The organism is Blastococcus saxobsidens, from assembly GCF_010682065.1.
In the GTDB taxonomy this organism is placed as follows: Bacteria; Actinomycetota; Actinomycetes; order Mycobacteriales; family Geodermatophilaceae; genus Blastococcus; species Blastococcus saxobsidens_B.
This window is the reverse complement of the sequence record NZ_JAAGWG010000013.1, coordinates 126456-138205: the sequence shown is the minus strand read 5'-3', so window position 1 is coordinate 138205 and position 11750 is coordinate 126456. Positions and strand designations below refer to the sequence as shown.

The window sequence follows — 11750 nt, the reverse complement described above, 5'->3', positions numbered from 1 at the left end:
GAAGTGGACGTTCCAGGCGTGAGCGGGGCTGCTCGTGGTCTGAAGTGGACGCGTGGTCTGAAGTGGACGTTCCAGGCCGGCTGAGTCGCGGAGTCGGTCCGGACGCGGGTGCACCATGGGTCAGCGGTCCCACCCCTTCGGGTGCCCTCGCTCATGTCGTCGGCGTGACGCGTCGATGACCTGCGAGGACGGGTCCCTCTTCGCGCTCGAAGAGGGTCGTGGCGACGAGGGTCGCTGCTAGCCTTCGCCCGCCAACGACCCCGGGAGCGCCGTACGTGGCTGAGCAGAACGTTCGCGAGCCCGCGAGCTCGCGTCCGATGCGCAGCCCCTGGGCAGTGAGCGCCATGGGCCTGGCGCTCGCCATCCCTGCCGTCGTGCTGCTGTTCTCCGTCGACTCCCCGCCGACGTCGGTCCTCGCCGTCCTGGCGGTCCTCGCCATCGGCATCGCGGCGGAGTCGGTGAACATCCACGTCGAGTTCCGGCGGCAGAGCTTCCACAGCTCGGCGAGCGAGCTCGCATTCGTCATCGCACTGCTCGAGGTGGGTGGCGTCTGGACCGCGGCGACACGGGCCACGGCCGTGGCCGTGATCTTCCTCGCCCAGCGCCTGCCCAAGGCGAAGGTCGCCTTCAACGTCGCCGTGGCGGTCATCGAGAGCGCCGTGGCCGTCGCCGTCCTGGAGCTGCTCCCGTCCGGCTCGGTCACCGACCCGGCCACCTGGGCGACCTGCCTGGTTGCCGTGGTGGCGGCGAACCTGGCCTCGGCGGCCCTGATCGCGGCCGCGATCACCGTGACCCAGGGCTATCCCGGTCGGCCCTTCTGGGTCAGCCTGTTCGTCCCCCTCGCCGTCGTCTCACCCGTCTCCGTCCTGGTCGGCCTGGCGATCCTCCTGCTGCTGGACGCGACGCTGTGGTCCTCGGTGATCATCGCCCCGCTCACCTTGGCCCTCGTCCTGCTCTACCGGCGGTTCGCCGCCGTCACGCGTGAGGACAACTCGCTGCAGCAGGTCTACGAGTTCGCCCGCCGCGTGGAGGAGGTGCGCCCCGACGAGGCCGGCACCCGCCAGATCGTGCAGGCGGTCCGCGAGCTCCTGAACGCCGAGCGGGTGGCCCTCTGGCTGCCGCCCTACCTCGACGAGGGTCCGCGCCTGGTCGTCGCCACCGAGGACGGCGCCCACTGGTACGACGGGCCGGGCGATCCCGACGATCTGCTGCGCCGCCGGGCAGTGGCCTCCGCCGCGGGCGTGGTCCACGTGGCGGCCAGCCGGGCCGACGCCGCGGAGACCGCCGCGCTCGCCCGCCGTGGGGTCTCGGACCTCCTGGGTGCGCCGGTGACCACCGCCGCCGGTGAGCCGGGGTACCTCGAGGTCTGCGACCGGCGCAGCGACCTGGTCACCTTCAGCAGCAGCGAGCGCGGCGCGCTGGACTCGATGCTCACCCACGTCAACGCCGCGATCCGCCAGCAGCAGCTGCTCACCCGGATCCGCTACGACGCCGACCACGACCGGCTCACCGGTCTGCCGAACCGGCAGCGGCTCGCCGCGGAGATCGACGCGCTCCTGTCCGACGACTCCGCCGGCGGCCGCGCCGGACTGATCCTCGCCTCGCTGGGCACCTACGCCGACGTCACCGACACGCTCGGCCACGCCGCCAGCGACGAGCTGCTGCTGGTCACCGCCGGCCTGCTGCGCGAGCACGCCCCGCCGCGGGCCCTGCTGGCGCGCATGGAGCGCGAGCAGTTCGCGGTGCTGCTGCCGGGGCTGTCCCTGGCCGCCACCGAGGAGGCCGCCCGCCGGCTCCGCGAGGCGGCCGCGACGCGGGTCCGCGTGGCCGGGCTCGACCTGGAGGTCTCGCTCACCATCGGCGTCGTGGCCGCGCCCCTGCACGGCACCGACGCCGGCGCCCTCATGCAGCGGGCCGACGTGGCACTGCTCGCCGCGGGCGCGTCCGGCGGCGTGGCCAGCTACCACCCGGTCATGGACCAGCAGAGCCTGCGCCGTCTCCAGCTGGGCACCGAGCTGGAGCAGGCCATGGCCGACGGCCAGATCGGTGTGGTCTTCCAGCCGGTCATCGACGCCAAGAGCTCCGACATCGTCTCGGTGGAGACGCTGGTCCGGTGGACGCACCCGCGCTACGGCGCCATCCCGCCGGAGGAGGTCATCAGCCTCGCCGAGCAGATCGGCCGGATCGGTGCGGTCACCGACCACGTGCTGGATCTCGCGCTGGCCCGGTGCCGCCGCTGGCTGGACCAGGGCATCGCACTGTCGGTCGCGGTCAACGTCTCGGCGCGCTCGCTCGCCGACGCCGACCTGGTGGAGCGCGTCGCCGGTGCACTCGACCGGCACGGGGTCCCGGGGGAGCTGCTGGTGCTCGAGCTGACCGAGAGCAGCGTCGTGGACGACGCCGTCCGCGAGAGCTCCGTCCTGGAGAACCTGCACGACCTGGGGCTGCGGCTGTCGATGGACGACTTCGGCACCGGCTACTCGTCGCTGTCCCAGCTGCGGCAGCTGCCCATCGACGAGGTCAAGATCGACAAGTCCTTCGTGCTCACCATGGCCACCGGCCAGGGCGAGGCCTTCATCGCGCGCTCGATCATCGAGCTGGCGCACAACCTCGGCCTCTGCGTCGTCGCCGAGGGCGTCGAGGACGAGATGACCCGCAACCAGCTGATGGCCATGGGCTGCGACAAGCTGCAGGGGTTCCTGATCAGCCGGCCGCTGCCCGAGGACCGGCTGGAGAAGTGGCTGCTCGCGCGCACGGGGGTCCGGTCGGCCGCGCCGGGCGCCACCCACCGTCGTCTGTTCGTCCGGACCTGACTGCTAGAGTCGGTCCGCACGGTTCGGAGGGGACCTGCGCCCCCGGCGCAGACCCGGTCGACACGGCCAGGTACAGTCTCCGAGGCTCCGAGCAACGCCCCTTTAGCTCAGTCGGCAGAGCGTCTCCATGGTAAGGAGAAGGTCTACGGTTCGATTCCGTAAAGGGGCTCTGGCAGTAATCTGACCGGCCGGTCCTGTCGCGAGACCGGGCCGCACGGTCGTCCCGGCGGTGTAGCTCAGCCTGGTAGAGCAAGCGGCTCATAATCGCTGTGTCACCGGTTCAAGTCCGGTCACCGCTACTCCCGACGGACCCGGAATCCCGGGTCCGTCGTCGTGTCGGCTCCCCGCCGGCACGACAGCAGGTCCCGGTTCCGGGTCCTGTCCCACAAGGCTAGGAGCACTCACGTGGCAGCCACCGACGTCCGTCCGAAGATCACCCTGGCCTGCCAGGAGTGCAAGAACCGCAACTACATCACCCGCAAGAACCGGCGGAACGACCCCGACCGGCTCGAGCTGAAGAAGTACTGCCCCCGCGAGCGCAAGCACACGCTGCACCGCGAGACCCGCTGACGGTCTGCGGCAGCCGAGCGAGGGCGGGAGCATGACGCTGGACCGGGAACTGGTCGGGCGCAGCTACCCGCCCTCTGCCGTCTACGAGGTCGCGCGGACGAAGATCGCCGAGTTCGCCACAGCGGTCGGCGCCGACGACCCGGTGCACCGCGACGCCGAGGCGGCCCGCGCCGCGGGGCACCCCGACGTCATCGCGCCGCCCACGTTCGCCATCGTGGTGAGCCTCGAGGCGGCCTTCGTCGTGCTGAGCGACCCCGACGTCGGCCTGGACTACGAGCGGGTCGTCCACGGCGAGCAGAAGTTCACCCACCACCGCCCGATCCGGGCCGGGGACCGGCTGGTCGCGACGACCACGATCGACGCCGCCCGGAGCGTGGCCGGCAACGACCTGCTGACCGCCCGCGTGGAACTCGCGACCGAGGACGGCGAGGCCGTCTGCACGGCCACGTCGATGCTCGTCGCCCGGGGTACGGCATGAGCGGCCGCCCCGAGGTCGGCACCGAGCTGCCCGAGCTCGTCGTGCGGATCACCCGCGCCGATCTGGTCCGCTACGCCGGCGCCTCCGGGGACTTCAACCCCATCCACTGGAACGAGCGGGTGGCCACCGCGGTCGGTCTGCCCGGTGTCATCGCCCACGGCATGTTCACGATGGCGCTGGCCGGGCGGGCCGTCACCGGCTGGACCGGGAACCCGTCGGCCCTGGCGGAGTTCCAGGTCCGGTTCGGCCGACCCGTCGTCGTGCCGGACGACGACGAGGGCGCCGAGCTCACCGTCCGCGGCAAGGTCGCTGCCCTGCTGGACGACGGCCGGGCGCGGGTCGACCTCACCGTCACCAGCGACGGCGAGAAGGTCCTCTCGCTGGCCCGCGCGGTGGTCCGCTTCCCGTGAGCGGGCGCCGGCCGCTGGGCGCGCTCGTCGCCGTCCTGCTGCTGGCCGGCTGCACCTCGTTCGCCGAGGGCGGCGACGGCGCCGACGAGCCCGTGGCGGCCGCGCCGACGACTCCGGCCGACCCCTCGGCCTGCCCGGCCGAGCGAACAGCCCCCGACCCGGACCGCCCCGTGCTCGACTACGACTTCCGGCTCTCCGACGACCTGCGCACGGTCACCGGCAGCGAGACGGTCGTCTTCACCCCCGACGTCCCCACCGGCGAGCTGGTGTTCCGGCTGCTGCCCAACGCGCCGGAGTCCGCACCGGCCGGTCACCGGCTGGCGGTCGACGGGGTCATCGGGGACGACGTGGAGGACGCCGGCTACGAGGACGCCGCCGGCGCGGACCCCGGCGGGCTGTACGTCGTCCGGCTGTCCGACGACCTGGGGGCAGGTGAGTCCACCGAGGTGCGGCTGGACTTCACGCTCACCGTGGGCGAGGGCGGGTTCGAGCGCTTCGGCACCGCCGAGGGCGTCACCTGGTGGGCCAGCGGCGCACCGCTGCTGGCGTGGGAGCCGGGGGTGGGCTGGGCGCGTGACCCGTTCGTCGGGCTGACCGGCGAGACCGCCACCAGCCCCGCGGCCGACACGACCGTCACCGTCTCCGCCCCCGAGGCCCTCACCGTGCTCATGACCGGCCGGCAGGCGCCGCCCTCGGAGCCGCGGGACGGCCGGCGCACCTGGCGGTCCGCGGAGCCGGTCGCCCGTGACGTCGCCGTCGCGGCGGGGGAGTTCGAGACCGCGGAGCGCGAGACGCCCGGGGGAGTACGGGTGCGCGCCGGCGCGCTGATCGACGGCGACCTCGAGCCAGCCCGGCTGCTCGACGACACGGTCGCGGCCGTCTCGGAGCTGGAGACCTTCCTCGGGCCCTTCCCGTACGAGACGCTGACGGTGGCGTTGCTGCCCGACTACGGCGGTGGCATCGAGTACCCGAGCATGATCCTGCAGGCGACGCCGAGCCGGGACGTCCTCGTCCACGAGGTCGCGCACATGTGGTTCTACGGGATGGTCGGCAACTCCCAGTTCCGCGACCCGTGGCTGGACGAGGCGTTCGCGACGTGGGCGGAGGCCGTCCCCGACCCGCCGCCGGCGCGGGTGCTCGGGTCGCTGCTCGAGTCCGACGGCGAGGTCGGCGGGGCCATGGACGAGTTCGACGGGGACGGCCCCTACGTGCGCACCGTCTACGGCAAGGGCGGCGCCGCCCTGCTGGCCGCACGCGACGCCGCCGGGGTCGACGCCTTCGACACCGCGATCCGCTGCTACGTCGACGCCACCGCCTGGTCGATCGCCACGCCCGCCGACGTCGGCGCCGCGCTCGCCGACCTGCCGGCCGCCGTCGACGTCCTCGTCCGCGCCGGCGCGCTGGACGAGGACGACGTCCCGCGATGAGGGCGCCGGGGTCGGAGCCGGCTCAGCCGGCCGAGGTCAGCAGCCGCTGCAGCCGGGAGACGCCCTCGACGAGGTCGTCGTCGCCCAGCGCGTAGGACATCCGGACGTAGCCCGGGGTGCCGAACGCCTCGCCCGGGACGACGGCCACCTCGGCCTGCTCCAGGATCAGCTCGGCCAGCTCCGCGCTGGTCCCCGCGGTCCGGCCGCCGATGGGCCGGCCGAGCAGGCCCTTCACCGACGGGTAGACGTAGAACGCGCCCTGCGGCTCGGGGCAGGCGATCCCCGGGATCTCGCGGAGCATCGACACGATCGTCGTCCGACGCCGGTCGAAGGCCTCGCGCATGGTGGCGACGGCGGACAGGTCGCCGGTCAGCGCGGCGATCGCCGCCGCCTGGGACACGTTGGCGACGTTGGACGTCGCGTGCGACTGGAGGTTCGTCGCCGCCTTCACCACGTCGGCCGGGCCGGCGATCCAGCCCACACGCCAGCCGGTCATGGCGTAGGTCTTGGCCACGCCGTTCACCACGACGCAGCGGTCGGCCAGCTCGGGTACCAGCACCGGCATCGAGGGCGCGGTGGCCCCGGCGTAGGTGAGGTGCTCGTAGATCTCGTCGGTCAGCACCCACAGGCCGGCCTCGAGCGCCCAGCGGCCGATCTCCTCGACCTGTTCGGCCGGGTAGACCGCACCGGTCGGGTTGGACGGGGAGCAGAAGAGCAGCGCCTTGGTGCGCGGGGTGCGCGCGGCCTCCAGCTGGGCGGCGGAGACCAGGTAACCGCTCTGCTCGTCCGCGACCACGGGCACCGGCACGCCACCGGCCAGCCGGATGGCCTCGGGGTAGGTGGTCCAGTACGGCGCGGGCAGGAGGACCTCGTCGCCCGGGTCGAGCATCGTCGCGAACGCCTCGTAGACGGCCTGCTTGCCGCCGTTGGTCACCAGCACCTGCGCGGGGGTGAGGTGCAGCCCGGAGTCACGGGCCGTCTTGGCGACGATGGCCTCCTTGAGCGCGGGCAGGCCCCCGGCCGGGGTGTACCGGTGCATGGCCGGCGTGCGGGCGGCGGTGATCGCCGCCTCGACGATGTAGTCCGGGGTCGGGAAGTCCGGCTCACCGGCACCGAAGCCGATGACCGGCTTGCCGGCCGCCTTGAGCGCCTTCGCCTTGGCATCCACGGCGAGGGTCGCGGACTCGGCGATGGCGCCGATGCGACGGGAGATGCGGCGCTGGGCGGCCGGCAGCTCGGTGGACGGGGCGGCGGACTCCTGGGGGGAGGCGGCGGTCATGGGGCCATCGTGTCAAAGTCGCCGGTGGACGGCGACGGAGCAGGGTGCGGACCGCCGTCGCGACGATCCCCGCTCCGCCGCCGCCACCGCCGGGACGACCGTGCCGGGGCCGCGTGAGGACCGGCCGGTCCGCTCCCGCCCCGGGACGTTGGCTGACGGGCGCGGGCGTCCCGTACACTTGCAACCCTGGGGCAGTTGACCCCGCCACCGGCGTGCCCCGGATCTTCTCCGAGGTCGGGCGCGCCCACGGCGAGCCGGCTGTCCCGGGGCCCCACCCAGGGCACAGGGGTGTAGCTCAATTGGCAGAGCAGCGGTCTCCAAAACCGCAGGCTGCAGGTTCAAGTCCTGTCACCCCTGCCCGTGCCGCCGGTCCGCCGGCGACGAGCACGTCCGCAGCACCGCACCACAGCAGGCATCAGCACCACCGACCGACGGCCCTCGCGGGAGAGGCCACCACGACGAGGCGAGCGAGGCGCAGTGAGCGACGAGAAGCCGGGCCGCGAGGACGACGCGCGCGCCGCCTCCGACGCAGAGCTCACCGACGAGCAGCTCGACCGTGAGGCGCCCGGCGTCGACGACGCCGGTGCACTCGAGGCGGCCGAGGACGAACTGGCCGGCGAGGCGCAGGCCGACGAGGACAAGGTCGTGGCCGGCCGGACGGGTGCCCAGCGCGGCCGCCGTGGCCGGATCACCGCTGACGACGACGACGCCGACGACGACGAGGTCGCCCCCCGCACCCGGCGGGCCGCGCGCGCGGCGTCCGAGCCGGCCCGCGAGGGCTCCGGGACGCGTTCCCGCGCCGCTGCCGAGCGCGCCCGCGCCGAGGAGATGCGGCCCCGCCGCTCGCTCGCGCGCTTCCTGCGCGAGGTCGTCGCCGAGCTGCGCAAGGTCATCTGGCCAGGCCGGCGGGAGCTCATCACCTACACCACCGTGGTCATCGTCTTCGTGGCCTTCATGGTCGCGCTGGTGGCCGGGCTCGACCTGCTCTTCTCCCAGGGCGTGATCGCCGTCTTCGGCTGACCTGTCGTCCCGCGCCGCACCGCCCCCTGACAAGGAAGAGACCTCTGTGACAGACCCCCGTGAGCCCTTCGAGACCGACAGCGCGGTCGAAGGCATCGACCTGGACGACGCCCGCTTCGACGAGCGCGGCACCGCCGACGTCGAGACCGGAGCCGGCGAGACCGGCGCCGCCGAGGGCTCCAGCGACACCACCGACCTGGCGATCGACGACGACGCCGAGCTCGCCCCCGGCGACGAGGTCGCGGACGCGACGCCCGAAATCGAGACCGGCGACCCCGACACCATGGCCAGCGACCCGCTCGCCGAGCCGGACACGTCCTCCGACCTGCCCGTCGTGGAGGAGGACGAGGACCCGGCCGAGGCGATGAAGAAGGCGCTGCGGATCGCCCCGGGCGACTGGTACGTCGTCCACTCCTACGCGGGCTACGAGAACAAGGTGAAGACCAACCTCGAGGCGCGCATCCAGTCCCTGGACGTGGAGGACTACATCTACCAGATCGAGGTGCCCACCGAGGAGGTCACCGAGATCAAGAACGGCAAGCGCTCGCAGGTCAACCGCAAGGTGCTGCCGGGCTACCTGCTGGTCCGGATGGAGCTCAACGACGAGTCCTGGGGCGCGGTCCGCAACACCCCCGGCGTCACCGGCTTCGTCGGCGCCACCTCCAAGCCCTCGCCGCTCACCCTGGACGAGGTCGTGAAGATCCTCGTCCCCGCCACCGCCCCGCAGGCCCCGCGGGCGACCGAGGCCGCCGCCGCCACCGGCGGAGCCGCGGCCGCGCCGGCCGCTGTCGTGGACTTCGAGGTCGGCGAGTCGGTCACCGTCATGGACGGCCCCTTCGCCACGCTGCCCGCCACCATCAACGAGATCAACGCCGAGCAGCAGAAGCTGCAGGTGCTGGTCTCCATCTTCGGCCGCGAGACGCCCGTCGAGCTGTCGTTCAACCAGGTCAGCAAGATCTGAGCGCTCGACGGCGTTCCGAGCACCAGCTGATCGACCAGAGATAGAAGGAAGTCATGCCCCCCAGGAAGCGGTTGACCGCGGTCATCAAGCTCCAGATCAAGGCCGGTGCGGCCACCCCCGCGCCGCCCGTGGGTCCGGCGCTCGGCCAGCACGGCGTCAACATCATGGAGTTCTGCAAGGCGTACAACGCCGCGACCGAGTCGCAGCGCGGCGACGTCGTCCCGGTGGAGATCTCGGTCTTCGAGGACCGGTCCTTCACCTTCATCACCAAGACCCCGCCGGCCGCGCGCATGCTGCTCAAGGCCGCCGGAGCCGAGAAGGGCTCGGGCGAGCCGCACAAGACCAAGGTCGCCACGGTCACCCGTGAGCAGGTCCGCGCGATCGCCACCACCAAGATGGCCGATCTCAACGCCAACGACCTGGACCAGGCCGAGAAGATCATCGCCGGCACCGCCCGGTCGATGGGCATCACCGTCCAGGGCTGATCGGCTCCGCACCACCCTGCATCTGTGGGAGGGCCACGCCTGGCCCGCGAACCACACGAATCCCCGGCCCGTCCGGGGGAGAGGAACCACCATGGCGAAGCACGGCAAGAAGTTCCGCGCCGCGGCCGACAAGGTCGACCGGGACAACCTGTACAGCCCGCTCCAGGCCGCCGGTCTGGCGAAGCAGACGTCGACGACGGCCTACGACGCGACCGTCGAGGTCGCCATGCGCCTGGGCGTCGACCCGCGCAAGGCCGACCAGATGGTCCGCGGCACCGTCAACCTGCCGCACGGCACCGGCAAGACCGCCCGCGTCATCGTCTTCGCGACCGGTGACAAGGCCGCCGAGGCCGAGGCCGCCGGCGCCGACGTCGTGGGCTCCGACGACCTGATCGAGCGCATCCAGGGCGGCTTCCTGGACTTCGACGCCGCGATCGCGACGCCGGACCAGATGGCCAAGGTCGGCCGGATCGCCCGCATCCTCGGCCCCCGTGGCCTGATGCCGAACCCGAAGACCGGCACCGTGACGCCCGACGTCACCAAGGCGGTCAACGACATCAAGGGCGGAAAGATCAACTTCCGCGTCGACAAGCAGGCCAACCTGCACCTGGTGATCGGCAAGACGTCGTTCGACGAGGCCAAGCTGGTGGAGAACTACGCCGCTGCCCTCGACGAGGTGCTCCGGGCCAAGCCGTCGTCGGCCAAGGGTCGCTACGTCAAGAAGGTCACGATCTCCACGACCATGGGCCCCGGCATCCCGGTCGACCCGAACCGCACCCGCAACCTGACGGTGGACGAGCCCGCCTGACGAAGGACCACCCTTCCCCCCACGCCTCGCATGCTCGGCGCGGGCCCCTGAAGGGTGGCCGTTCCAGCGCCTCGCCGGGGCCCCGCGACGCACTGCGTCGCGGGGCCCCGGTGCGTTCCGGTGGGCCTGCCTGCCGGCGACGTGTCGACATGGCGTACCCTTGCGTCGTTCCCCCCAAGACCGTTGGTCGTCGCACGTCCGCGTGCGATCGAAGGTCCCGGAGTTCCGGGCGACCCGCGCAGGAGGACGGTTCGAACGGCAGGCCTCCGCGCCTGTCTCTCGCCCCGTGCGCCTGCGCCGGGGCGTTCTCCGTCTCCGGGGCCGCCACCGATCGCCCGCGTTCGCGCGATGGCCAGTGGTCGCCCGACAGACGAGAGGAGGCCCATGCCCACGCAGGCGAAGGCCGCGGTGATCGACGAGATCACCGAGCGGTTCCAGAACTCGAGTGCGGCGGTGCTCACCGAGTACCGCGGGCTGACCGTGGCGCAGCTGACCCAGCTGCGCCGTTCCCTCGGTGAGGGCAGCAGCTACGCCGTCGTCAAGAACACCCTGACGAAGCGGGCGGCGGACTCGGTCGGTTTCTCCGACCTCGCCCCGCTGCTCACCGGCCCCACCGCGATCGCCTTCATCGAGGGCGACCCGGTGAACGCCGCCAAGGCCATCCGTGACTTCGCGAAGGCCAACCCGCTGCTCGTCGTCAAGGGCGGCGTGGTCGAGGGCCGCACGGTCGACGCCGCCGAGGTCACCCGCCTCGCCGACGTCGAGAGCCGTGAGGTCCTCCTGGCCAAGCTGGCCGGCGCCATGAAGGGCAACCTGACCAAGGCTGCCGGGCTGTTCCAGGCCCCGCTGTCCCAGGTCGCCCGGCTGGCCGCCGCGCTGCAGGAGAAGAAGGCCGCCGACGCTCCGGCTGCCGAGGCTCCTGCCGCCGAGACCGCTGCTGCTGACACCACCCCCGACACCACCGACTCGCCGGCCGCCGACGCGGCCAGCGACGACTGATCCCAGAAGGAGACACCATGGCCAAGCTTTCCAGCGCCGAGCTGCTCGACGCGTTCAAGGAGATGACCCTCCTCGAGCTGTCCGACTTCGTGAAGCAGTTTGAGGAGACCTTCGAGGTCACCGCTGCTGCTCCCGTCGCCGTCGCGGCCGCCCCGGCCGCCGGTGGCGGCGACGGTGGCGCTGCCGCCGCCGAGGAGCAGGACGAGTTCGACGTCATCCTCGAGGGTGCCGGCGACAAGAAGATCCAGGTCATCAAGGAGGTGCGTGCCCTCACCTCGCTCGGCCTCAAGGAGGCCAAGGACCTGGTCGACAACGCGCCGAAGCCGATCCTGGAGAAGGTCGCCAAGGACGCCGCCGAGAAGGCCAAGGCCGCTCTCGAGGGCGCCGGCGCCACCGTCACCGTCAAGTGACCCCCTCCCCGGTCTGACCGGGGAAGCACCACCCCAGCACAGGGGCCGTCCTCCGAACGGAGGACGGCCCCTGTCGCATGTCCGGGTTCA

General features: G+C 72.5%; 12 protein-coding genes and 3 tRNA genes. 14 read left to right on the top strand and 1 reads right to left on the bottom strand.

Going from position 1 to position 11750, the window contains the following annotated elements; genetic code table 11:
* The first annotated feature begins 317 nt into the window (after positions 1-317).
* The 7 genes from GCU60_RS10990 (at position 318) to GCU60_RS10960 (ending at position 5698) form a co-directional block, all read left to right on the top strand.
* Entirely contained in the window at positions 318-2813 is a 2496-nt protein-coding gene (locus GCU60_RS10990; protein WP_163205064.1) for a putative bifunctional diguanylate cyclase/phosphodiesterase, read from the top strand.
* A 96-nt stretch (positions 2814-2909) separates the two neighbouring features.
* Positions 2910-2982 (top strand) — tRNA-Thr (locus tag GCU60_RS10985).
* Positions 2983-3038: 56 nt separating this feature from the next.
* Positions 3039-3112 (top strand) — tRNA-Met (locus tag GCU60_RS10980).
* Positions 3113-3218: 106 nt separating this feature from the next.
* Positions 3219-3383, top strand: coding sequence for a 50S ribosomal protein L33 (gene rpmG / locus GCU60_RS10975; protein WP_014378026.1), 165 nt, complete (start codon positions 3219-3221; stop codon positions 3381-3383).
* Positions 3384-3414: 31 nt separating this feature from the next.
* Entirely contained in the window at positions 3415-3861 is a 447-nt protein-coding gene (locus GCU60_RS10970; protein ID WP_163205062.1) for an FAS1-like dehydratase domain-containing protein, read from the top strand.
* Entirely contained in the window at positions 3858-4271 is a 414-nt protein-coding gene (locus GCU60_RS10965; RefSeq protein WP_163205060.1) for a MaoC family dehydratase, read from the top strand. Before GCU60_RS10970 ends, GCU60_RS10965 begins: the two co-directional genes overlap by 4 nt.
* Positions 4268-5698, top strand: coding sequence for a M1 family aminopeptidase (locus GCU60_RS10960; RefSeq protein WP_163205058.1), 1431 nt, complete (start codon positions 4268-4270; stop codon positions 5696-5698). Before GCU60_RS10965 ends, GCU60_RS10960 begins: the two co-directional genes overlap by 4 nt.
* 22 nt (positions 5699-5720) lie before the next feature.
* Here the strand turns inward: GCU60_RS10960 and GCU60_RS10955 are convergent, their stop codons facing one another.
* On the bottom strand, positions 5721-6977 hold the full coding sequence (locus GCU60_RS10955) for a pyridoxal phosphate-dependent aminotransferase (protein ID WP_163205057.1): 1257 nt from the start codon (positions 6975-6977) through the stop codon (positions 5721-5723).
* 284 nt (positions 6978-7261) lie between these two features.
* Here GCU60_RS10955 and GCU60_RS10950 point away from each other — a divergent pair.
* The 7 genes from GCU60_RS10950 to rplL all read left to right on the top strand — a co-directional run bounded on the left by GCU60_RS10950 (position 7262) and on the right by rplL (position 11660).
* A tRNA-Trp gene (locus GCU60_RS10950) sits at positions 7262-7334 on the top strand.
* Positions 7335-7454: 120 nt separating this feature from the next.
* Positions 7455-7997, top strand: coding sequence for a preprotein translocase subunit SecE (gene secE / locus GCU60_RS20300; RefSeq protein WP_345770530.1), 543 nt, complete (start codon positions 7455-7457; stop codon positions 7995-7997).
* A 46-nt stretch (positions 7998-8043) separates the two neighbouring features.
* Positions 8044-8958: a transcription termination/antitermination protein NusG gene (gene nusG / locus GCU60_RS10940; protein WP_163205055.1), complete on the top strand. Its 915-nt coding sequence runs from the start codon at positions 8044-8046 to the stop codon at positions 8956-8958.
* A gap of 53 nt (positions 8959-9011) precedes the next feature.
* On the top strand, positions 9012-9443 hold the full coding sequence (gene rplK / locus GCU60_RS10935) for a 50S ribosomal protein L11 (protein ID WP_163205052.1): 432 nt from the start codon (positions 9012-9014) through the stop codon (positions 9441-9443).
* Between the two features lie 91 nt (positions 9444-9534).
* Positions 9535-10251, top strand: coding sequence for a 50S ribosomal protein L1 (rplA, locus tag GCU60_RS10930; protein ID WP_163205050.1), 717 nt, complete (start codon positions 9535-9537; stop codon positions 10249-10251).
* A gap of 384 nt (positions 10252-10635) precedes the next feature.
* Positions 10636-11250: a 50S ribosomal protein L10 gene (gene rplJ, locus GCU60_RS10925; protein WP_163205048.1), complete on the top strand. Its 615-nt coding sequence runs from the start codon at positions 10636-10638 to the stop codon at positions 11248-11250.
* Positions 11251-11267: 17 nt separating this feature from the next.
* Positions 11268-11660 carry a 50S ribosomal protein L7/L12 gene (gene rplL / locus GCU60_RS10920; RefSeq protein WP_163205046.1) on the top strand — a complete coding sequence of 131 codons (393 nt, stop codon included), beginning with the start codon at positions 11268-11270 and terminating at the stop codon, positions 11658-11660.
* The last annotated feature ends 90 nt before the right edge of the window (positions 11661-11750 follow it).

Coding starts and splice junctions, on each gene's coding strand:
- GCU60_RS10990 (WP_163205064.1), top strand. CDS start 318: ATGCGCAGCCCCTGGGCAGTGAGCGCCATGGGCCTGGCGCTCGCCATC.
- GCU60_RS10970 (WP_163205062.1), top strand. CDS start 3,415: ATGACGCTGGACCGGGAACTGGTCGGGCGCAGCTACCCGCCCTCTGCC.
- GCU60_RS10965 (WP_163205060.1), top strand. CDS start 3,858: ATGAGCGGCCGCCCCGAGGTCGGCACCGAGCTGCCCGAGCTCGTCGTG.
- GCU60_RS10955 (WP_163205057.1), bottom strand. CDS start 6,977: ATGACCGCCGCCTCCCCCCAGGAGTCCGCCGCCCCGTCCACCGAGCTG.
- rplK (WP_163205052.1), top strand. CDS start 9,012: ATGCCCCCCAGGAAGCGGTTGACCGCGGTCATCAAGCTCCAGATCAAG.
- rplA (WP_163205050.1), top strand. CDS start 9,535: ATGGCGAAGCACGGCAAGAAGTTCCGCGCCGCGGCCGACAAGGTCGAC.
- rplJ (WP_163205048.1), top strand. CDS start 10,636: ATGCCCACGCAGGCGAAGGCCGCGGTGATCGACGAGATCACCGAGCGG.
- rplL (WP_163205046.1), top strand. CDS start 11,268: ATGGCCAAGCTTTCCAGCGCCGAGCTGCTCGACGCGTTCAAGGAGATG.